Raw genomic sequence first — 20,227 nt, 5'->3', positions numbered from 1 at the left:
ATCACCCCTTTCGAGGATCGGGAAGGGAGAGCAGGTCGTCCACCCGTACGGGAGCGCCGGTCCGCAGGGACTCGTTGGCGGCGAGACCGGTGAGCAGCGCGAGTGCTCCGTCCCGGGCGGTGGCGGAGCGTTCGAGGGGGTCCACGGCGGTGCCGAGCAGCACCGAGGTCATCCGGGAATCCGCGCCCCCGTGCCCGCCTTTCTCGTACGCGGGGATGGGCACTTCCACGGGTGGCTCCCAGTAGGACCGCAGCGTGAGCGTTCGCCGGCCCTGCTCGGGATTCTCGACGACGCCGTGCACCGCCGCGCCCTTGAGCTCGCCGGCCGCGACGGGGCTGACGTGGTCGCTCTCCACGACCTCGAGCTCGAGGCGGCCCTTGCTGCCGTTGACCATCAGGCGGTAGCCCTCCCAGGGCGCGTACGCCGTCAGGTGGTACGTCATCGTGGCCCCGGTGTCGTACTTGACCAGGACCGCCATGTCGTCCTCGATGGTGACGCCGGGCGCGAACACGTTGCGGTCCCGCTGGTATCCGTCGTCCTTTTCGGCGTCGAGATACAGCGCCTGCAGCCGTGGGTTCGCGTCGAGGTGCAGCGCGAACGGGTCATCCGCGGCGGCGGGGCTGCCGTGCACCCGGTCGTACGGGCGGGCATAGCCGTGGCGGGCGCCGCCGGGGCCGTAGAAGAACAGCTGACCCGCGGCGAACACCGAGACCGGTGCCGCGCCGAGCCACCAGTTGACCAGGTCGAAGTGGTGGCCGGCCTTGTGGACGAGCAGGCCGCCGGAGTGCGCCTTCTCGCGGTGCCAGCGCCGGAAGTAGTCGGCGCCGTGCCGGACGTCGAGCAGCCACTCGAAGTGCACCGAGCCGATCTCACCGATCGCGCCCGAGGCGAGCAGGGACCGTACCTGTTCGTGCAGGGGGTTGAAGCGGTAGTTGAACGCGACGGAAACATTGCCGCCGGTGCGGTCCAGGGCGTCGAGGATGGCGCGGCAGCCGGCGACGTCGACCGTCATCGGCTTCTCCGTGATGACGTCGCAGCCCGCCTCGAGCGCGGTCACGATGTGCCCGGCGTGGGTGTCGTCCACGCTGGTCACGACCAGGGTGTCGACCTTCTCGCGGGCGAGCAGCTCCGGCAGTGACAGGTAGCCGGGCACGGGGGAGTGACCCGCCGCGCGAAGCCAGTCGTTGTGGACGTTCATGCGGTGCTGGTTGGGGTCGCTGATCGCCACCAGGTCGTGCGGTGAGGCGGTGATCGCGGTGACGAACATTTCCGCTCGGGCCCCGGTTCCTACGAGGGCGAAGCGTCGAGGCATGTGGTCCTCCGCTACAAACGTTTGCAGGAAAGTTAGACACGTCGATGTGGCTCGGTCAACGCCAGATCCCATTTGCCCAGAAATAGACGGGATGGGAGCGCGTCCAGTTACGCAGATGAAACAAACTGGCATTGACAGCACTGCAACCGCTTGCATTAATGGCTCACACAGTGACGGACGTCACTATGTCGATCATGAATGGAACAGGGAGGTGCCGACAGTGCCGTCCACCATCCGTGACGTCGCCCGGGCCTCGGGGGTGCACATCTCCACGGTGTCCCGGACCTTCTCCGCCCCGCACCTGGTCAACGTGGAGACCCGCAGCCGCGTGCTGGCCTGCGCCGAGCAGCTCGGCTACCGGCCCAACCGTGCGGCCAGGGCCCTGATCACCGGTCGTACCTGCAACATCGGCCTGATCGTCGCCGACATCGCGAACCCGTTCTTCCCACCCCTGATCAAGGCCGCCGAGGCCCAGGCGCGCCGGCACGACAACCACATCTTCGTCGCGGACACCAACGAGGACGCGATCGTCGAGGAGGAGCTGGTCCGGGCCCTCGCCAAGCAGGTCGACGGCGTGCTGCTGTGCAGCCCCCGGATGAGCAACAGCCTCATCGAGCAGCTGAGCCGCGAGGTGCCGCTCGTCGTCGTCAACCGGCAGATCACCGGCCTGCCCGCGGTGGTCATGGACGTGGCGCAGGGCGCGCGTCTCGCCATGGAGCACCTGATCGGGCTCGGGCACCGCAGGATCGCCCTCGCGGCCGGCCCGCGCGGCTCCTGGACCAGCAAGGAGATCCGGCGCGCCGCGATGCTGGCGGTGCGGGGGCCCGGCCGGGAGCTCGTCATCACCGGCCCCAACGCGCCCACCGAGAACGGCGGTCTCGCCGTCGCCGACCAGATCCAGAAGTCGGGCGCCACCGCGGTGCTCGCCTACAACGACCTCATGGCCATCGGCCTCATCGAGGGGCTCCACACCCGCGGGATCCGGGTGCCGCAGGACATCAGCATCGTCGGCATCGACGACATCACGCTGAGCCGGCTCACCCGCCCCAAGCTGACCACCGTGGCGACCCCCACCGCCGCCGCGGGCCGCGCCGCCGTCGACATGTTGCTCGCCTACGGCGACGACCGGCGTACCACCGCACTCATCAACCTGCAGACCGAACTCGTCATCCGCGACTCCACCGCGCCGCTCTCTTCACAGGGGAGTGGCGCGGCACCCGCAGTTACGCCGAGCACGACCGAAACGCCGAGCTGAAGCTTAGGAGCGATCTGTCATGACAGGCCATATCTCCCGCCGCAAGCTACTCGCCGCCGCCGTGGCGGTCCCCGTCCTGATGGGAACCGCCGCCGCCTGCGGTGACGACGAGGGCGGGGACGACGGCAACGTCGAGCTCTCCGTCTTCTGGTGGGGTGCCGAGGCCCGCGCCGCCCTCACCGAGAAGGCCCTCGCGCTCTACACCAGCAAGCACCCGACCGTGACGTTCAAGAAGACGTGGCAGGCCAACCAGGGCTACTTCGACAAGCTCGCGACGCTCACCGCGGGCGGCAACCCGCCCGACCTGTTCCAGATCGACGACAACTACATCGCCGAGTACGCGTCCCGCAACGTCACCCTCGACCTGACCCCCTACAAGGACGACGGCCGGCTCGACGTGTCGAAGTTCCCCGAGAGTCTCTGGAAGTACGGCGAGGTCGACGGCAAACTCGCCGGGCTCGCGTTCGGGGAGAACACCCAGGGCCTCGTGTTCAACAAGTCGCTGCTCGACAAGTTCCAGCTGCCCTCACCGACGACCGGGATGACCTGGGAACAGCACATCGCCTGGGCCGTCACCGTGTCGAAGACGGCCAAGGTGCCGGGCACGATGGACCCCAGCGGCAGCTACCAGGCGTTCTGGGTGTGGCTGCGCCAGCAGGGCAAGGACCTCTACAACGGCAAGGAACTGGGGTTCACCGCCCAGGACGTGACCGCCTGGTTCGAGCTGTGGAAGGGCGCCCGGGACAAGGGCGCGACCCCACCCGCCGACGTCATCCACGAGGGCAACGTCACCGACATCAGCAAGCAGCTCGTGGTCACGGGCAAGGCCGCCACCTCGTGGGTGTGGGCCAACCAGATGCCGGAGCTGAAGAAGAACACCAAGGACGAGCTCGGCGTGGTCGCCTTCCCCGGTGACCCCAGCGCCCAGTGGGCCCGCGCCTCCATGTACTTCTCGGTGTTCCGCGGCAGCAAGCACAAGGACACCGCGGTCGACGTCGCCAACTTCCTCGCCAACGACCCCGAGGCCGGCAAGATCCTGGGGACCGACCGCGGGCTTCCTTCCAATCTCGATGTACGCAAGGTGGTCGCCGATTCCGTCACCGACCCGGCCATGAAGCAGTCCATCGCGGTCGAGGCGGAGCTGGTGCCCAAGTTCGGGCCGGCGCCCGCGGTGCCGCTGCCGGGGCACAGCAAGGTGAAGACGGAGCTGGTCAAGGCCGCCGAGGAGGCCCAGTACGGGCGGCAGACCCCGGCCCAGGCCGCCGAGGCGTACGTCACCGCCGCCAAGTCCGCGATCGGGCAGGGCTGATCCGTCGTGGCCGTCATGAGTCCCGCACCGCCCAAGGAGCCCGCCGTCGTCCGGCGGGCCCCCGGGCGGCCCCGCCGGCGCGAGAACCTGCCCGGATATCTGTTCCTCAGCCCGTGGCTGCTCGGGCTCGCCGCGATCACGGCGATCCCGATGCTGCTGTCGCTCTACCTGAGCTTCACCGATTACGACGTGCTCACCCCGTTCACCGAGGCGACCTGGGTGGGCTGGGACAACTACCAGCGGATGTTCACCGCTGACCCGTCGTTCTGGCACTCGGTACGCGTGACGGTGACGTTCGCGCTCATCGCCGTACCGTTGAAATTGGCAGCCGCACTGGGGGTTGCCCTGCTGTTGAACCGGGTCTTCCGCGGGGTCGGCATCTTCCGGGGGTTGTTCTACCTGCCGTCGCTGCTGGGCGGCAGCGTCGCGGTGGCGATCGTCTGGGTCAGCATGTTCAACCGGGGCGGCGCGTTCAACTCCCTGCTCGCGGTCTTCGGCATCGAGGGCGCGCCGTGGGTGAGCGACCCGAAGTACGCCCTGCAAACCCTGATGCTGCTGGCGATCTGGCAGTTCGGTGCCCCGATGGTGATCTTCCTGGCGGGGCTCAAGCAGGTGCCCGTCGAGCTGTACGAGGCCGCGTCCGTCGACGGCGCCGGTAAGTGGCGGCAGTTCAAGCACATCACGCTGCCGATGCTCTCCCCGGTCATCTTCTTCAACCTGGTGCTGGAGACCATCCACGGTTTCCAGGGCTTCACCTCCGCCTTCGTGCTGAGCAACGGCACGGGCGGCCCGGTCGACTCTACCCTGATGTACACGCTGAACCTCTACATCAACGGCTTCGTCCAGCTCGACATGGGTTACGCGTCCGCGATGGCCTGGGTGTTCCTGGTCGCGATCGGCTTCATCACCGTCGTGCTGTTCCGCACCGGCCGGTTCTGGGTCCACTACTCCGACAGCGAGGGCGGCTGATGCGCACCTGGATCCGTCCCACGGCCCTGGTCCTGATCGTGGTCGTGGTGCTATACCCGCTCTTCTGGATGGTGGGCACCGCCTTCAAGTCCCCCGAGGAGATCGTCAGCAACATCGGCCTGCTCCCCGAGCACTTCACCCCGTCGAACTTCAGCAGCGGGTGGTCCAAGTTCGACGTCGGCTTCGGCCGCTTCTTCCTCAACAGCGCCATGGTCGCCGGGCTGACGGTCATCGGCAACGTGGTGTCGTGCCTGCTCGCCGCCTACGCCCTGGGCCGGCTCCGCTTCCGGCTGCGCGGCATGTGGTTCGCCGTGATGATCGGGACGCTGCTCCTGCCCGGGCACGTACTGATCATCCCGCAGTACATCCTGTTCCGCAGCCTCGGCTGGGTCGGCGGCGAATGGCCGTACCTCCCGCTGCTCGTGCCGCACTTCCTGGCCACCGAGGCGTTCTTCGTCTTCCTCATGGTGCAGTTCATGCGGGGCATCCCGCGCGAACTGGACGAGGCGGCAACCATCGACGGTGCGTCCCCGTACAGGATCTTCCAGCACGTGATCCTGCCGCTGAGCCGCCCCGCCCTGGTCACCACCGCGATCTTCTCGTTCATCTGGACCTGGAACGACTTCTTCCGCCAGCTCGTCTACCTGTCCGACCTCAAGGACTACACGGTCCCGGTGGCACTGACCCTGTTCATCGACTCGACCAGCGAAACCGCCGTCGGCCCGATGTTCGCCATGAGCCTGCTGTCACTGATCCCGGTGTTCCTGTTCTTCGTCGCCTTCCAGCGCATGCTCGTCGAGGGCATCAACACCAGCGGCCTGAAGGGATAAGCATGGATCCCCGCACCTGGCGCGACACGGCCCGCGCCGCCGCCGACCTCGCCGTACTGGGCTTTCTGGTAACGGGGGCGGCGCTCCCGGTGGTGACCGCGGGCGCGGCGATCACCACCGGAAGCGCCGCGATCCGCCACCACCTCGAGACGGACTCCTGGCCGCCGGCCCGGTCACTGTGGGCGACCTTCCGCCGCTCGCTGCTCCCGGGCCTCGCGGCGACGCTGGTGCTCCTGGCGGTGGCCGGGCTGGTGACTGCGGACGTCTTCGCCGTACGCGCGGGAGTGGTCCCGGGCGGCGTACCGCTGGCTGTGCTCCTGGTTCTGCTCGCTGTGGTGGCGGTCGGCTTCACCGGCCTGCTCGCGGTCGCCGCGCCACAACACCAGCCGATCGCCCGGGCGCGCGCCCTCGCCCGCCGCCCGGGCCGCCTGGCCGCAGCCGCCGGCATCGTCATCCTCGCGACCGCCCTGGCCCTGATGGTCCACCCGGTCCTCGCCCCGGTCATGGTCGGCTACGCCCTCTTCGCCCTCCACGTCGTCGCGAACCGCGAGCGGGTAGAAAGGAGCGGTGCCAGGGAACTCACGAATGAGAGCTGAACCGGTCACCGAGGACACGATTGCCCGGACCCGGTTGCTGGCGCGGGAACAGCCGGGTGCCGGTCTGCCTGAGTTGGGGCGGTGTCTGCTGCGGTTCGGGTGGCAGGTCGATCGGGAGCAGGCGGGGCGGCGTCTCGCGTACTTCGAGGAAGCCTGTGCGATCTACCGGGACCTTGTTGCCGGCGGGGCTGAGGAGCATCTCGATGCTGCCGCGCATGCGGTCTCGTCGCTCGGGTTGCAGTACTCGCTCACCCATGCCGATGATCTTGCTCTGGCTGCACGCCATGAGGCCGCGGCGTTTGCGCGGCGGGTGAATCTCGGCAGGGATGCCGCGCGCAAGGAAACCAAGATCCTCATGGACCTGGCGCACGGGCTTGCCGAGGCCGGACGGTTCGGCGAAGCGGTGACGGTGCAGCTCGAGATCGTGGATCTCTATCGCGCGTCCGGGTCACCGGGCAACTATCCCCTGCCCGACAATGTGGCGTGGTCGCTGCTGGACCTTGCGATCTACCTCGATCTGGCCGGGCGGACCGAGGCGAGCCTGGAGATCGAGCAGGAGATCCTGACGCTGCAGCGCCGCACAGCCGAAGCGGAGCCGCGCCGCGTGACCGGAATGGTGATCTGGATGGCCGGGGCCGCGCTCCGGTTTCTCGACATCGGCGACGGGCTGTCGGCGCGAGGTCTTCTCCGGGAGGCCGTGGCCGCGTGCGATCAGCTTCCGGCCGAGGGCGGCATCGCCAACTTCGGCTTTCATCAGGGTGTCCAAGCCGTTCTCTTCGCTCGATCCGGCAGCCGGGACGAGCGACCCGAAGGCGGCCGGCCTGCCCCGGTCGGCGTCGACCCGGGCCGGAGCCGCCAACCGGTGGCCGGTCGGAGCCTGCATCATTGGGCCTTCAGCGTGCGTGAGGACTACCGCGCCGGGCTCGATGCGATCAATCAAGCGATTGTGGATGCCGGACCAGTCCCGCGCGACCCGGCCGGGTTCGGCACTCTGCTGCGTCGTCGTGCCATCCGTCGGTCGGTGCTCTGCCTTGGTCCGCAGGACTTCACGGAGGAGATCATCCCGGCGCTGGCGAAGGGCGTCGACGTCGAGCGGCGGCTCCTCGACGCTGAGCGGCTGAGCCGGGCGTTGATCGATCAAGCCCTCGGGCACCTCGTCGCCGGTGCCAGCGCCCGGGCTGCCGGTGCTCTGCGTGAGGCGGGTCAGGCGGTGTAGAACGGGGTGGTGTTGGCGAGCATCCAGGCGGTGAGGGGGTCGTTCTCGTCGCGGAGGACGACCGTGTCGACCGGGTAGGGGACGGGGGAGAGCTGGGTCGCGGTGCGGGCCGCGTCGGCGACCGTGCGGGCGATCGACTCGTCCTGGGTGCGGATGCCGATCAGGAGGGCCGGGGGCTCGTCGCCGACCTGGGCGAGCGCGCGGCGGGCCTCGGTCACCGCGGGGATCGCGGTGAACGCGGTGGCGATGGCGGCCAGGAGGTCGGTGGGTTCCTCGACGGGGTCGCCGAGGCGCATGCGGCGGCCGGCGGGGACCTGGCGGGACTCGCCGCGCAGGACGTCGACGCCAGCCGGGTGGATCGGGAGGCCGATCTCGCCGCCGGGGTTGACCGCGAGGCCGAGCTGGGGTGCCATCAGGGCGGCCAGTTCGCGGCCGGTGAGGACCATGTGCGCGGTGTCGGCGGCGGCGCGGGTGAGTTGTTCCGCAGAGGTGTACGCCGCGACGTACGGGCTCTCCTCGATGACCAGCACGGGCAGCTGGGTGTTGCCCTGTGCGTCGGTGCCGCCCGGCAGGGGGACCCACAGCTGGTTGTCGCGCAGGGCGTGCAGAAGCTGGTCGGGGGTGGCGGCACCGGAGCGCGCGCCGGCGAGCACCGATTCGAGCGGGTTGGTGGGGAACTGCATCACGAGATCCTATCCGCCGACGGCTTTCCAGAGGGTGTCCTGCGTGGCGCTGAACCGGCCGGGCGGATCGTCCGGGTCGTCGTTCATCAGGTAGAACTCCGCGAAGCTGTCGCGCGGGGCGGAGTACAGGAAGTCGACGTGCTGCTTGCCGACGGTGAGCGTGTCCTCCGCGGGCCGGTCGGTGCGGGTCAGGTCGGCCTCGAGGTCGAGGAGCCTGGGCAGCCAGAACGCGCCGCGGCGGCCCTCGCCCCGCACGTCGGCGACGAGCTGGGCGACGGCCGCGCGGGCCGTTTCCAGGCGGTCGGTGGGGGACTGGGTCATGGCAGGGGCTCCGATCCGACTACCTTCACCTTGGGTCTGATGTCCCACGGGGTGGGGACGAAGATCTGGTTGCCGCCGCCGACGTAGACGCCGCCCATGTTGCCGACCGGGCCGGGGTAGACCTTGGTGCCGGCCGGGATCTCCACGGCGTACACCGTATTGATGTCCGAGACGCCTGTCAGCAGCTGGGTCTGCGGGTCCACCCATTGGGCCTTGACCGCGCTGTCGATCCGGACGTGCGCGACGCTGTCCGGCGGGTCCGTGGTGAACCACTGGCCCAGCGGGTTGGTCTCGTCGCCGGCACGGTAGAGCACCCTGCTCTCGGGCAGCGTCACCTCGTCGTAGCGGCCGCCGGCGTAGTTCGCCGCCGGGGTGCCCCTGAGGTCGGCGAGCGGGCCGGGGTTCTCCACCATGTTGAACGTGTAGTCGCCGGGGACCTTCGGGGCGAGCGGGTCGACGTCGGCCGCCTTCGCCGCGCGCGGGAGCTTGTTCTTCAGCGAGGTCAGGATCTCGCCCAGCTTGTCGATCATCGGGCTGAGCCGCTTGAGGCTGTTGAGCAGGCCGCGCACGAAATGCTCGATCTTCGCGACCCACTTGGCGACCAGCGAGCTGACCTGACCGATGACGACAGGGGTGGCGAGACCCAGGGTCAGGCCCTCTTCGGCCAGCCACTCCGGCAGCCGGACCGCGAGGGTGGCCACGAAGTCGGCGATCAGGTCGCGGACGATGCCGCGGACCAGCCCGACGAGCAGGCCGGCGCCCTGGACGGCGTACGAGATGCCCTGTGACGAGGTGGCGATGCCTTCGAGCGCGGTCAGGTGGGCCGAGGCGTGCTCGCGGTACGCGTCACCGGACGCGCCGAACCAGCCCGACACCTCCGAGCTGAGCCGGGACGCGTACTCCGCGCGGGCCGAGTCGGTGAACTTGCTGACGTTCGACCAGGTGGCGGCCTGCGCGGCGACCGCGTCGGCGTTGCCGGCCAGCCAGTCGAGGGCCTCCTTGAGCGGTTTGACGTGCTCCATCAGCCAGCCCACGCCCCACGACACCAGGGCGCCGAGCGGGTCCAGGGCCGCGGACAGCAGGTCCAGCGCGCCGCCGACCCCGCCGAGGGTGACGTCGACCCAGCTGTCGTTCTGGATGCCGGTGGTGATCTGGTACGCGTCCTCGACCAGCCCGAGCCCGGTCGACCAGTTCGTCGAGTCCTGCGTCGCGACGACCAGCGGGTTGGCGCTCACAGGGGCAGCTTCAGCGTGGAGCCGACCGACTTCGCGGTGTTCTCATCGGTGACCGACGCGCCGTTGGCGGTGGCCCGCAGCCCGTCGGCCGTCTCGTGCAGCGCGTCGATGCTGCCGTCGAGCGCGTCGACGACCATGCCGAACACGGGCGACAGGATCGCGGGCAGGAACTGGCACAACTGCCCGAACGCCCCCGTATCCATGGTCACCTCGTGCACGGCCCCGCGGGCCTGCTCCATCGCGGCGCCGACGTTGTCGACCGTGGCGGCGTGCCCGCGGACGGCGTCGATCGGCATCTGCACCCCGTCAGCGGCCATCGCGGCGCACCTCGTCCGGCTCCGGCTCCTCCGGGAAGCGGCGGCTGAACGAGTCGACGACCGCGCGCCCGGTCTCGGTGTCGGTGCCGACGGTCTCGCGCACCTGCTCGGCGACCTCCTCGGTCAGCCGGGTCTGCGCTGCCCGCATGACTTTCAGGATCTCCGCGCTGAGCTCGGCGCCGTTGCGGCGCTCGGCAGCCCGGTCGTCCAGGTCGAGACCGACGATCTGCCCCGACGCACCGACCGTCACCGTGATCGTGCCGTCGTCGCTGCGAGCCTTCGCGCTCAGCGCTGCCACCTGCCGGGCCAGCTGCGCGGTCCGTTCGGCCTGGGTGTTGACCCCGGCCACCCAGGAATCCAGCCAGTCCTCCGCCGCGTCCACGTCTCGCACGTCAGCAAACCCCCCGTTGGTCCGTGTGGCAGGTTAGGAGACCGGCCGTTACCTGTGCAACCCCGCTATCCGGCCCGGAGGGCACCCGTACGGCCGCATAGGCTTGCGGCGTGCCGAGGCTGGTTGATCACGAGGAGCGCCGGGCTGAACTGCTGGCGGCGGCGTGGCGGGTGGTGCGCAGCCGCGGCGTCGAGGGGACCACGACCCGGGCGATCGCTGACGAGGCCGGTTGTTCGCTGAGCGTGCTCGCGCACTTCCTAGGTGGCAAGGACGACATTCTGGTGGCGGCACAGACGGCGGTCTACGACCGGATCGTCGCGCGGGCGTTCCTGCTCGGCGGGGAGCTGTCGGGGCTGGCGGCGCTGCGGGCGGCCCTGGACGCGGTGCTGCCCGCGGATGCCGAGCGGGCGGCGGACGCGCACGTCAACGTCGCGTTCGCGGGGGCCGCGCTGTCGCATCCGCGGCTGGCCGAGTCGCGGCGGGCCTCCCACGTGCGGATCCGCGAATTGCTGCGGGTCTGCCTGCGTGAGGCCCGGGAGCTCGACGAGCTGCGCCCCGGTGTCGACGATGACGCTGCGATCGACGACTTCCTCATCCTCGTCGAGGGCAGCACCCTGCTCAGCCTCGTCGACGGCTGGGCGGGCGGGGCCGGGCGCGGCGACCGCCTGGACCGCCTCGCCACGGCCTACATCGACCAGCTGCGGAAGTGATCAGCTCCGTGCGCGTTCCTGACTGATCAGGTCGCGGTACCAGTACCAGGAGTCCTTGCGGGTGCGGGCGAGGGTGTCCGGGTCGACGTACACCAGGCCGAATCGTTCCTGATAGCCCGCGGCCCATTCGAGGTTGTCGAGGGCCGACCACACGTAGTAGCCACGGACGTCGACGCCGTTGGCGATGGCGGTGGCGACCGCTCGGAGGTGGCCGTCGAGGTAGGCGATGCGGCGGGGGTCGTGGACGCGGCCGTCCGGGCCGGGAGGCGAGTCGTGGAACGAGGCGCCGTTCTCCGTGATGATGATCGGGGGGAGGTTGGGGTAGCGCTCGCGGAGGGTGCCGAGGATCTCGGTGAGGGCGGCGGGGACGATGGCCCAGCCGAAGTCGGTGCGGTCGTCGCTGGGGACGGGGACGGGCGAGAACGGCAGTCCTTCGGGTACGTCCACCTCGAGCACGCCGTGGTAGTCCTTGCCCTCGCGGGGTGCCTCGATCATCGTCGGCTCGTAGAAGTTGACGCCGTAGAAGTCGAGGGGCGCGCTGATCAGCTCAAGGTCGGTGGCGAGCGTGTCGTCGTCGACGCCGAGGCCCGCCCGGATCAGGTCGTCGGGGTAGACGCCGCGCAGGATCGGGTCGGAGAACGTCCAGTTGGTGAGGTTGGCGAAGAGCCCGGCTGCTGCCACGTCGGTGGGGTCGTCGCTGGCCGGGTGGACCGGGAAGTGCTGGCCCGCCACGCCGATCGAGCGGGCTCCGAACGCGCGTAGCACCTGGGTCGCGAGGCCGTGGGCGCGCAGCTGGTTGTGGGCTGCGGGCAGCGCCCCGAGGCCGAGGTTGCGGGCGGGGGCGTGGGAGCTCAGGCCGTACCCATAGAGGGTCTGGACGTTCATCTCGTTCATGGTGATCCAGTCGTGGACCCGGTCGCCGAGGCGGGACACGAGCACCGCCGTGTAGTCGGCGAGCGCTGCCGCGGTGTCCCGGTCGAGCCAGCCGCCCTTGTCCTCCAGGGCCTGCGGCAGGTCCCAGTGGTAGAGCGTGGGCACCGGGCGTACGCCCTTGGCCAGCAGTTCGTCGACGAGCCGGTCGTAGAAGTCGAGGCCGCGTTTGTTGACCGGGCCGCGCCCCGACGGCACGACGCGGGGCCAGCTGAACGAGAAGCGGTAGTCGTGGGTGCCGGCGTCGGCGATGTGCGTGACGTCCTCGGCGTACCGGTGGTAGTGGTCGATACCGTCGCGCTGGTCGGTGAAGGTGTCCCAGATGCTCGGGCCCTTGCCGTCGAGCTCGGCCGCGCCCTCGATCTGGAACGCCGAGGTGGCCATGCCGAACCGGAATCCGGGCGGGAACGAGGGCAGGGACACGGATGCAACCTCCTAGGTGACGGATCCGCGCAGGCGCGGCAGACAGGCGAGCCCGAGCAGCGCCACGGCGGCGGTGATCAGGTAGAGCACGGGGTAGCCGCCGGCCCGGGTGACCACGACGCCGGCGATGACCGGGGCGATCAGCTGGGGCAGGGCGGCGGCGATGTTGGCGACGCCGAGCATGGTGGCGCGGGACTCGGCGTCGGGCAGGACGCCGGTGATCACGGCCAGGTCGACGGCGACGAACAGGCCCCAGCCACAGCCGAGCAGCCCCGAAGCGACCAGGACCGCCGGGACCGTGGGGACCAGGGCGAGGACCACGAACCCGGTGGCCAGCAGGACCGCGCCGGCGGCGATGAAGATCCGGCGGCGCCGGTGGCGGTCGGAGAGGATGCCCCCGATCGTGGCGGCGACCGCGGTGAACGCGACGTTGATCAGCGTGGCGATCAGGACCAGGGTGCCCGGGTCGGCGACGCCCACCCGGTCGTCGAGATAGTAGAAGAGGTAGACGAGCAGCAGCGCGTTGGCGAGGTTGAGCAGGAAACGGATCAGCCACGCCCAGCCGAAGACGCGGGTGAAGCGGGGCCGCGCCCAGGTCGTGGTGCTCACGACCGTCTCGCGATGGCTGATCACCAGGCTCGCGATCAGGGCGGGGACCGCAACGACCAGGGCGAGATACCCGATGCGTACGTCACCGGCGGCTACCGCGACGGCCGTGCCGAGAACCACGCCCACGATCTGGGCCACGCCGAAGAGGGCGCCGACCGTGCCGCGCTGCTCCTCGGGGACCCGGTCGCCGAGCATTGCGGCGAGGGCGGCGAGGGGGCCGTTGAGACCGGCCTGCACGAGCACCCACCCGAGGACCATGACCGCGGGCGACTCGGCGGCCGCCAGCACCGCGAGGCCCGCGACGCCCGTGACCGTGCCGGCGATCATGATGGGACGCCGCTTGCCCAGCCGATCCGAGGCCGCACCCCAGATCGGGTTGGCGATCAGGGAGGCCGCCGCGCCTATGCCGCTGACCAGGGACAGCAGCGCTTCCTTGCTCAGGCTGCCGGACGCCGCGATGTCCGAGGCCTGTGACGGCAGCAGGATCTGGATCGGGCCGAACCACCCGGCGGCGACGCCGACCATGGCCAGGACGTAGGCAACGATCCAGCCCCGCCCCACCCTGGCCGGCGCCACCACCGGTGATGTCACGACTGAGCCATCTTTGTCATGCCCTCATGGCCCTCACCGGCAAGGCCGTTGTCGGCTTGTGGTGAGTGAGGTTCGGTGCAATCAGTCATGACCGAGCCCGCTCCCACATGGCGGTGTAGGACTCAGCACCGTTCATCAACTGCGAGCGCAGTGCGGGGCCGTCGGAGCCGGCCTGGCCGATCAGGTCGTTGACCCAGTCGGCGTAGAGGCCGTACTGCGCGACGCCGTCGGTGTTGATGTCGAACGTGCGGGTGCCCATCACCTGTTTACTGACGGACGTGCCGTTCGGGGCGGTGAACGGGTAGGCGAACGGCTGGGTGGTGGCCGTGAGCCGGGGCTGCGGCTGCTGGGCGAACCCGTTGACGTCGGTGCCGACGCCGTAGCCCGTCATCCCGGTGGCGTGCGGCAGCGCCTTGTTGGCCCGCCACTCGGCGAGGAAGTTGGGCTGGCCGTTGCCGGAGTCGGTGACGGAGAAGCCGTAGGTCGCGACGAAGCCGCCCAGCGCGAGGATCCGGTCGACGATCGCGCGGTCCGACCAGGTGTGCACGGAGACAACGCCGGGATAGTGGGCGGCCTCGGCGCGGTCCAGCACGGCCGCGGCCGTCTTCACCCCCATGTGGTCGATGTGGATGACCAGGCCACGCTCCATCATCCGATCGATGAGGTACGCGCCAAGCGTCGTCAATCCCCTGGTGTTGCAGATCGGCCCGCTGGGATACACCGGCAGGATCGTGCCCGGGGGCAGGTTCAGCTCACCGAGCGCCAGAAGCCGGGCGATGTCATCGCTGACCAGGGGCTGCTCGTTGTCGTGAGCGCCGGTGCAGGAGGTCGCGGTCCACCAGTGCCCGGTCGACACGACGTTGCCGATGTTGACCGCGGCACCCGTCAGGCCCTCGTCGAAGCGGGTGCCGCCGAACGCGTTGTCGAACTTGTGCACCGGGTAGAGGCCGCTGACGCCCATCGCCTGGAGCTCGTCGAGGCCCGCGTCGATGTCGCCGGTGGTGCACTGCGGCACGTTGGAGATCTCGCGGCAGCCGAACAGCTCGGAGATCTCGACGCCGATGGTGACGGCGAGCTTGCCTTCGGCGGCGATCCTGCGTACATCCGCGGGGGTCTTCGCCAACCGGAACCAGCCGCGGCCGGGACCGCCGCTCTGCGCGTCGATGTAGTCCTGCATGGAGGTGAGGTAGCGGTACTGGACGCGCACCCCGTCCATCTCGTCGCAGGGGGTGTCCCGCAGCGGGTACAGCTCGCAGATGACCCGGTTGCCGACCAGCAGCGCGTTGAGCACGCGTTCGCCGGAGCGCCAGGTCCGTTCGATGCTGCGATAGTACGACTGCTCGTGCAGCAGGCTCTCGGGCTGCGGCCAGTCACCGAACGTCGGCCAGCCGTCCTCGGCCGAGTTGATCGGGTCGGTGCCGCCGATGATGGCCTCGAAGATCGCGCCGACGCCGAGCGTGGCGTGCGACGGGCAGCCCGCCTGGGCGACGGTGACGCCGCCCGGGTCCCAGGCCTCGCCGCAGTGCATCTGGCCGCCGAACGCCGCACCCGCGGTGATGTGCGCGTGCGCGTCCATCCAGCCGTTGAGCTTGCCCGCGGAGGTGACGCCGGGGGCGGCGGTGCCGGTGACGCCGGTCGCGACGTCGGGGGTCGCCGAGCAGCCGGTGGCGGTGGCCGTCGCGAGGGTGGCCGAGCCGGCGCCGACGCTGCCGAGGTACGACCCGAGCTGCTGCCCGGTCAGCGTGGAGACCAGCCGGTAGCGCCCGTCGGCGTAGCTCGCCGTCCAGTCCGCGCGATCGCCGTAGGAGCTTCCGGCCATGATGAAACCGATGATGCTCTGGTACGCGTACCCGCCGGTGGAGTCGCGCACCGTGAACCGGCTGAGCTGCGTCGCCTCGAAGCGGAACGGCTCGGCGGCGGACTTCGTGGCCGTGAAGCCGTAGCCACCGGCGCCGTTGCGGTTGACGTAGCCGAGCGAGGTCGTGCCGTTGAACGCCTGCAGCGTCACGCAGGCGTTGTCGAGGTCGTAGGTGGGCGCCCAGGCGGTGGCGGCCTGGGCGCTCGCGGGGATCGTCAGGGTGGCACCTGCGAGCACGGTCGTGAGCAGGGCACGGAGGGGGGAAGAAGGCAGGGGCATGGGGGCACCTTCCTTTTGGTGGATCAATTGATCGACCAAGGGCCCTCAGGATAGGGATCGGCCTATGTGACTGGCAACACTTCGGGGGAGAACCGATCGCCGTACCGTCCGGCCAGCGCGCGGGCCCGCCCGGCGAAATCGGCGTGTTGCCGGGCGAAGCGGATCGCGCCGCCGGTCCACGCGGGGAAACCGATGCCGAGCAGTGACCCGATGTCACCGTCCGCCTCGGAGCGCAGCACCCCCTCGTCGAGACAGCGCAACGCGTCGAGGGACTCGGCGAACAGCATCCGGTCCTGCAGATCCTCGAACGGCACCCGGTCCCCGCCCGCCATCGCCGCCAGGCCGCTCCACAGCCGGCCCCGGCGACCGTCCACGTAGTCGTAGAAGCCGCGGCCCGCCGCACGTCCGGGCCGGTCGTGGGTGGTGAGCAGAGTGTCTATGACGGCGTGCGAGGGCCGGACCGCGAACGTGGGGTCGGCTGCCTCGTACTGTCCGCGGATGTGCCGCAGCAGGCTGAGCGAGACCTCGTCGGCGAGCGCGAGGGGGCCGGTGGGGTAGCCCGCGGCGAGCGCGGCCCGCTCGATCGACGGTGCCGGCACACCCTCGGCCAGCATCCCGATGGCCTCGTCGATGAACTTCCCGATGACCCGGCTGGTGAAGAAGCCGCGCCCGTCGTTGACCACGATCGGGGTCTTGCGGATCAGCCGGGCCAGGTCGAACGCGCGCGCGACGGCCGAGTCGCTCGTTTCCACGCCGACGACGATCTCCAGCAGCGGCATCTTCGCAACCGGCGAGAAGAAGTGCATCCCGATGAAATCACCCGGCCGGGTGACGCCGTGTGCCAGTTCGGTGATGGGCAGCGTCGACGTGTTCGAGGCGAGCAGGGCGCCCGATGCGAGCAGCGGCTCCACCTCGGAGAAGACTGTGTGCTTGAGCCCGGCGTCCTCGAAGACCGCCTCGATCACCACGTCGCAGCCTTGGAGGGCCGCGATGCCGGCGGTGGTCGTGATGCGCGGGTGGGTGGCGGCCCGGGCGGCGGCCTCCTCGGTGACGTCCCGGACCACGACGTCCAGGCCGGCGCGGGCGCAGGCGTGCGCGATCCCGGCGCCCATCATCCCGGCGCCGAGGACCGCGACCCGGCGTGCGGGCGGCACCTCGACGGCGGGCCGGTTCGCGCCGCCGTTGACCGCGCGCAGGTCGAAGAAGAACGCGCCGATCATGTTCTTGGCGATCTGCCCGGTCAGCAGCGACACCAGGTAGCGGGTCTCGATGTCGAGCGCGGTGTCGACGTCGACGTGCAGGCCCTCGACGGCGGCGGCGAGGATCGCTTCGGGTGCGGGCAACCGGTTGCCCTTCAGTCGCTGCCGCAACACCGCCGGGTACGCGAGCAGCTGCTTGTCCGGGCGCGGTTCTCCCCAGGGCTGCACGGCGTCCGGGTGGGCCGCGATCCAGTCGCGCGCCCGGCCCAGCATGGCATCGGGCGTGGGTACCAGGTCGTCGACGAGCCCGGCCTCGAGCGCGTCGGCGGGCCGCACCTGCTTACCGCTGAGCAGGAACGCCTCCAGGGCTTTCCGCAGGCCGAACATCCGCACCGTACGGGTGACACCGCCCGCGCCCGGCAGCAGCCCGAGGGTCACCTCGGGGAAGCCGAACCGCGACTCCGGCACGTCGAGCGCGATCCGGTGGTGACAGGCCAGGGCGATCTCGAGGCCACCGCCGAGCGCCGAGCCGTTGAGCGCCGCGACGACCGGCACGCCGAGGGTTTCGAGGCGGCGCAGGTCGCGCTTGACGGTGGTGAGCAGCTCGGTCAGCGCGGGGGCGTCGGCCGGCGTCGCCTTGATCATCTCGGGCAGGTCCCCGCCGGCGAAGAACGTGGACTTCGCGCTGGTGACGATCACCCCGGTGAGCGTGTCCCGCTCCGCTTCGAGCCCGTCGAGTGCGGCGGTCATGGCCTTCGCGTACGCGCGGCTCATCGTGTTCGCGGACTGCCCCGGGGCGTCGAGGGTGAGGACGGCGACGCCGTCGTCGCCTCGTTCGTAGGAAACAGGCATCAGCAGCGCTCCAGGATCGTGGCGACGCCCATGCCGCCGCCGACGCAGAGGGTGATCAGGGCACGACGCAGGCCGCGGCGTTCCAGCTCGTCGAGCGCGGTGCCGATCAGCATTGCCCCGGTGGCGCCGAGCGGGTGCCCGTACGCGATGGCCCCGCCCGTGACGTTGACCTTCTCCGGGTCGAGCCCGAACTCGGCGATGTAAGTGAGCACCACCGCCGCGAACGCCTCGTTGACCTCGAACAGGTCGATGTCGTCGACGGTCAGCCCGGCCCTGGCCAGGACCTTGCGGGTGGCGGGGATCGGCCCGGTCAGCATCAGCGTCGGGTCCGTGCCTGTGCTGGCCGCCGCGACGATCCGCGCCCGCGGCGTCAGCCCGGCGGTCTCGTTACCGATCAGCACCAGCGCGGCGCCGTCGACGACGCCCGAGGAGTTGCCCGCGTGGTGGACGTGGTCGATCTCCTCCAGCCAGTGGAATTTCTGCAGCGCCACGTCGTCGAACGGCGTACCCGCGAACGACGGGCTGAGTTTTCCCAGCTCGGCGGCACTGGTTCCGGGCCGCGGGTGCTCATCGGTGGCGAGCAGCACCAGGCCGTTGCGATCGCGGACCGGCACGATGCTCGCTCTCAGCGCGGCGTTCGCCCGCTGTTGGGAATCGACGGCCGCGGCGCCTGCGCGTTGCTGGGAGCGGACTGCCCAGGCGTCGACGTCGTCGCGGGTGAAGCCGCGCAGGGTCGCGAGGAGATCGGCGCTGATGCCCTGCGGGACGAACGACGTGGCGAGGGCGGTCTCCGGGTCCATCGCCCAGGCGCCGCCGTCGGAGCCCATCGGCACCCGGGACATCGACTCGACGCCGCCGGCGAGGATCAGGTCGTCCCAGCCGGAGCGGACCTTCGCCGCCGCGATGTTGACCGCTTCCAGCCCGGACGAGCAGAAGCGGTTGAGCTGCATCCCGCCGACGCTCTCCGGCAGCCCGACGAGCAGGGCCGCGGCGCGGGGCAGGTCCCCGCCCTGCTCACCGACCGGCGTCACGATCCCCATGATCAGGTCGTCGACGGCGTCCAGCGGAAAATGCTCCCTCAGTGCGGTGATCAGACCGGTTACCAGGGAGATCGGCTTGACGCCGTGCAACGCGCCGGTCGCCTTGCCCCGGCCGCGGGGAGTACGCACCGCGGCGTACACATAGGCTTCAGAAGGCACGGGGGCCTCAGAGGGCACGGGCGATCAGCTCCTTCATGATCTCGTTGGTGCCGCCGTAGATCTTCTGGGCGCGGGCGTCGGTGTACATCTGGGCTATCGGGTATTCGGTCGTGTAGCCGTAGCCGCCGAACAGCTGCAGGCAGCGGTCGACGACCTCGCACTGGCCGTCGGTGAGCCACCACTTCGCCATCGAGGCCGTCGCGGTGTCGAGCTCGCCACGGGCGTGCCGGGCGATGCAGTCGTCCAGGAAGACGCGGCTCACCCGGGCCCGGGTCGCGCATTCGGCGAGGACCATGCGGGTGTTCTGATGGCCGATCAGGGGCTTGCCGAACGCGTGCCGCTCTTTTGCGTACGCCGTGGCCAGCGAAACCGCGCGCTCCATCGCGGCGACGGCTCCGATCCCGATCACCAGGCGTTCCTGCGGCAGGCTGCCCATGAGCTGTGCGAAGCCCCGCCCCTCGGCGCCGCCGAGCAGGTCGGCCGCGGGCACCCGGAAACCGTCGAAGAACAGCTCGGCGGTGTCGTTGCCGCGCAGCCCGATCTTGGAGAGCAGCCGCCCGCGCCGGAAACCGTCCGGGTCGCCGGCGACGTCGGCGATCAGCAGCGACACCCCGGCGGCGCGCGCGTCCGGGTCGGTCTTCGCGGCCACCAGCACCACGTCGGCCAGCCCGCCGTTGCTGATGAACGTCTTCGCGCCGTGCACCTCGTAGTGGTCGCCGTCGCGGACCGCGCGGGTGCGCATGGCCTGCAGGTCGGAGCCGCCGCCGGGCTCGGTCATCGCGATCGCGCCGATCAGGTCGCCGCTGCACAGACCGGGCAGCCAGCGCCGTTTCTGCTCCTCGGTGCCGAACGCGACGAGGTATCCGGTGACGATGCCGCTGTGCACGGCCAGGCCGAGGCTGGTGTCACCGGCGTACGCCTGCTCGTGCAGCAGCACCGCCTCGTGGGTGAAGTCACCGCCCCCGCCGCCGTACTGCTCGGGCACGGACAGGCCGAGCAGCCCCAGCTTCCCGGCGCCGCGGTAGTGCTCCCGATCGGGGTGGCCCTGGGCGAGGATCCGGTCGGCGTGCGGCAGCACCTCCCTGGTGAAGAAGTCGCGGACCAGCTCGGCGAGATCGTCGTGCTCCACTGACATCCGTCCAC

Annotated in this window: 20 protein-coding genes; 7 read left to right on the top strand and 13 right to left on the bottom strand. The window is 70.3% G+C overall.

Going from position 1 to position 20,227, the window contains the following annotated elements:
- Position 1: 1 nt before the first annotated feature.
- Entirely contained in the window at positions 2-1,312 is a 1,311-nt protein-coding gene (locus tag Ahu01nite_RS31980) for a Gfo/Idh/MocA family protein (RefSeq protein WP_203840414.1), read from the bottom strand.
- A 220-nt stretch (positions 1,313-1,532) separates the two neighbouring features.
- On the opposite strand from Ahu01nite_RS31980, the gene Ahu01nite_RS31975 reads away from it, so the two are divergent.
- From Ahu01nite_RS31975 to Ahu01nite_RS31955, 5 genes are read left to right on the top strand one after another with little or no spacing between them, the layout of a single operon-like run.
- Positions 1,533-2,567 carry a LacI family DNA-binding transcriptional regulator gene (locus Ahu01nite_RS31975; protein WP_203840413.1) on the top strand — a complete coding sequence of 345 codons (1,035 nt, stop codon included), beginning with the start codon at positions 1,533-1,535 and terminating at the stop codon, positions 2,565-2,567.
- Between the two features lie 19 nt (positions 2,568-2,586).
- Positions 2,587-3,876: an ABC transporter substrate-binding protein gene (locus tag Ahu01nite_RS31970; RefSeq protein WP_203840412.1), complete on the top strand. Its 1,290-nt coding sequence runs from the start codon at positions 2,587-2,589 to the stop codon at positions 3,874-3,876.
- 15 nt (positions 3,877-3,891) lie between these two features.
- Entirely contained in the window at positions 3,892-4,845 is a 954-nt protein-coding gene (locus Ahu01nite_RS31965; RefSeq protein ID WP_203840411.1) for a carbohydrate ABC transporter permease, read from the top strand.
- Positions 4,845-5,675: a carbohydrate ABC transporter permease gene (locus tag Ahu01nite_RS31960; RefSeq protein WP_203840410.1), complete on the top strand. Its 831-nt coding sequence runs from the start codon at positions 4,845-4,847 to the stop codon at positions 5,673-5,675. Before Ahu01nite_RS31965 ends, Ahu01nite_RS31960 begins: the two co-directional genes overlap by 1 nt.
- Positions 5,676-5,677: 2 nt before the next feature.
- Complete coding sequence (locus Ahu01nite_RS31955) at positions 5,678-6,271, top strand: DUF624 domain-containing protein (RefSeq protein WP_203840409.1); 594 nt, start codon at positions 5,678-5,680, stop codon at positions 6,269-6,271.
- Here the strand turns inward: Ahu01nite_RS31955 and Ahu01nite_RS31950 are convergent.
- Complete coding sequence (locus tag Ahu01nite_RS31950; protein ID WP_203840408.1) at positions 6,255-6,488, bottom strand: hypothetical protein; 234 nt, start codon at positions 6,486-6,488, stop codon at positions 6,255-6,257. The genes Ahu01nite_RS31955 and Ahu01nite_RS31950 overlap by 17 nt on opposite strands.
- Before the next feature lie 18 nt (positions 6,489-6,506).
- Between Ahu01nite_RS31950 and Ahu01nite_RS31945 the strand changes: the two genes are divergently transcribed.
- Positions 6,507-7,487: a tetratricopeptide repeat protein gene (locus Ahu01nite_RS31945; protein ID WP_203840407.1), complete on the top strand. Its 981-nt coding sequence runs from the start codon at positions 6,507-6,509 to the stop codon at positions 7,485-7,487.
- Here Ahu01nite_RS31945 and Ahu01nite_RS31940 read toward each other — a convergent pair.
- From Ahu01nite_RS31940 to Ahu01nite_RS31920, 5 genes are read right to left on the bottom strand one after another with little or no spacing between them, the layout of a single operon-like run.
- Entirely contained in the window at positions 7,475-8,170 is a 696-nt protein-coding gene (locus Ahu01nite_RS31940; protein WP_203840406.1) for an enhanced serine sensitivity protein SseB C-terminal domain-containing protein, read from the bottom strand. The two genes, Ahu01nite_RS31945 and Ahu01nite_RS31940, sit on opposite strands and share 13 nt — an antisense overlap.
- 9 nt (positions 8,171-8,179) lie before the next feature.
- Positions 8,180-8,491: a hypothetical protein gene (locus Ahu01nite_RS31935; protein ID WP_203840405.1), complete on the bottom strand. Its 312-nt coding sequence runs from the start codon at positions 8,489-8,491 to the stop codon at positions 8,180-8,182.
- On the bottom strand, positions 8,488-9,726 hold the full coding sequence (locus Ahu01nite_RS31930; RefSeq protein ID WP_203840404.1) for a hypothetical protein: 1,239 nt from the start codon (positions 9,724-9,726) through the stop codon (positions 8,488-8,490). Before Ahu01nite_RS31930 ends, Ahu01nite_RS31935 begins: the two co-directional genes overlap by 4 nt.
- Positions 9,723-10,043, bottom strand: a complete 321-nt coding sequence (locus Ahu01nite_RS31925; RefSeq protein WP_203840403.1) for a hypothetical protein — start codon at positions 10,041-10,043, stop codon at positions 9,723-9,725. The genes Ahu01nite_RS31930 and Ahu01nite_RS31925 overlap by 4 nt, the downstream gene beginning before the upstream one ends.
- Positions 10,033-10,434, bottom strand: coding sequence for a YbaB/EbfC family nucleoid-associated protein (locus Ahu01nite_RS31920; protein WP_203840402.1), 402 nt, complete (start codon positions 10,432-10,434; stop codon positions 10,033-10,035). The genes Ahu01nite_RS31925 and Ahu01nite_RS31920 overlap by 11 nt, the downstream gene beginning before the upstream one ends.
- Before the next feature lie 110 nt (positions 10,435-10,544).
- On the opposite strand from Ahu01nite_RS31920, the gene Ahu01nite_RS31915 reads away from it, so the two are divergent.
- Positions 10,545-11,144 (top strand): TetR/AcrR family transcriptional regulator, encoded by a 600-nt coding sequence (locus tag Ahu01nite_RS31915; protein ID WP_203840401.1) that lies wholly within the window; start codon positions 10,545-10,547, stop codon positions 11,142-11,144.
- Here Ahu01nite_RS31915 and Ahu01nite_RS31910 read toward each other — a convergent pair whose 3' ends face one another.
- From Ahu01nite_RS31910 to Ahu01nite_RS31885, 6 genes are all read right to left on the bottom strand, one after another.
- Positions 11,145-12,497: a GH1 family beta-glucosidase gene (locus Ahu01nite_RS31910; RefSeq protein WP_203840400.1), complete on the bottom strand. Its 1,353-nt coding sequence runs from the start codon at positions 12,495-12,497 to the stop codon at positions 11,145-11,147.
- Between the two features lie 12 nt (positions 12,498-12,509).
- Entirely contained in the window at positions 12,510-13,697 is a 1,188-nt protein-coding gene (locus tag Ahu01nite_RS31905; RefSeq protein ID WP_239159305.1) for an MFS transporter, read from the bottom strand.
- Positions 13,698-13,782: 85 nt separating this feature from the next.
- A complete protein-coding gene (locus tag Ahu01nite_RS31900; RefSeq protein ID WP_239159304.1) occupies positions 13,783-15,834 on the bottom strand; it encodes a hypothetical protein in 2,052 nt (683 codons plus the stop codon).
- A gap of 62 nt (positions 15,835-15,896) precedes the next feature.
- Positions 15,897-17,885, bottom strand: a complete 1,989-nt coding sequence (locus tag Ahu01nite_RS31895; protein ID WP_203840399.1) for a 3-hydroxyacyl-CoA dehydrogenase NAD-binding domain-containing protein — start codon at positions 17,883-17,885, stop codon at positions 15,897-15,899.
- Positions 17,885-19,084 (bottom strand): acetyl-CoA C-acetyltransferase, encoded by a 1,200-nt coding sequence (locus Ahu01nite_RS31890; RefSeq protein ID WP_203840398.1) that lies wholly within the window; start codon positions 19,082-19,084, stop codon positions 17,885-17,887. Before Ahu01nite_RS31890 ends, Ahu01nite_RS31895 begins: the two co-directional genes overlap by 1 nt.
- Before the next feature lie 7 nt (positions 19,085-19,091).
- The gene (locus Ahu01nite_RS31885) at positions 19,092-20,219 is read right to left on the bottom strand and encodes an acyl-CoA dehydrogenase family protein (RefSeq protein ID WP_203840397.1); all 1,128 of its coding nucleotides are present in this window, start codon (positions 20,217-20,219) and stop codon (positions 19,092-19,094) included.
- Positions 20,220-20,227: the final 8 nt, after the last annotated feature.

The sequence above is a fragment of the Winogradskya humida genome, from assembly GCF_016862215.1.
Lineage (GTDB): Bacteria > Actinomycetota > Actinomycetes > Mycobacteriales > Micromonosporaceae > Actinoplanes > Actinoplanes humidus.
This window is presented reverse-complemented; position numbering and strand designations above follow the sequence as displayed.

Bases quoted from the DNA above. Each gene is read 5' to 3' on its own strand.
- Ahu01nite_RS31940 (WP_203840406.1), bottom strand. From the start codon at position 8,170: ATGCAGTTCCCCACCAACCCGCTCGAATCGGTGCTCGCCGGCGCGCGC.
- Ahu01nite_RS31885 (WP_203840397.1), bottom strand. From the start codon at position 20,219: ATGTCAGTGGAGCACGACGATCTCGCCGAGCTGGTCCGCGACTTCTTC.
- Ahu01nite_RS31955 (WP_203840409.1), top strand. From the start codon at position 5,678: ATGGATCCCCGCACCTGGCGCGACACGGCCCGCGCCGCCGCCGACCTC.
- Ahu01nite_RS31960 (WP_203840410.1), top strand. From the start codon at position 4,845: ATGCGCACCTGGATCCGTCCCACGGCCCTGGTCCTGATCGTGGTCGTG.
- Ahu01nite_RS31925 (WP_203840403.1), bottom strand. From the start codon at position 10,043: ATGGCCGCTGACGGGGTGCAGATGCCGATCGACGCCGTCCGCGGGCAC.
- Ahu01nite_RS31950 (WP_203840408.1), bottom strand. From the start codon at position 6,488: ATGCGCGGCAGCATCGAGATGCTCCTCAGCCCCGCCGGCAACAAGGTC.
- Ahu01nite_RS31980 (WP_203840414.1), bottom strand. From the start codon at position 1,312: ATGCCTCGACGCTTCGCCCTCGTAGGAACCGGGGCCCGAGCGGAAATG.
- Ahu01nite_RS31965 (WP_203840411.1), top strand. From the start codon at position 3,892: ATGAGTCCCGCACCGCCCAAGGAGCCCGCCGTCGTCCGGCGGGCCCCC.
- Ahu01nite_RS31970 (WP_203840412.1), top strand. From the start codon at position 2,587: ATGACAGGCCATATCTCCCGCCGCAAGCTACTCGCCGCCGCCGTGGCG.
- Ahu01nite_RS31900 (WP_239159304.1), bottom strand. From the start codon at position 15,834: ATGCCCCTGCCTTCTTCCCCCCTCCGTGCCCTGCTCACGACCGTGCTC.
- Ahu01nite_RS31895 (WP_203840399.1), bottom strand. From the start codon at position 17,885: ATGCCTGTTTCCTACGAACGAGGCGACGACGGCGTCGCCGTCCTCACC.
- Ahu01nite_RS31935 (WP_203840405.1), bottom strand. From the start codon at position 8,491: ATGACCCAGTCCCCCACCGACCGCCTGGAAACGGCCCGCGCGGCCGTC.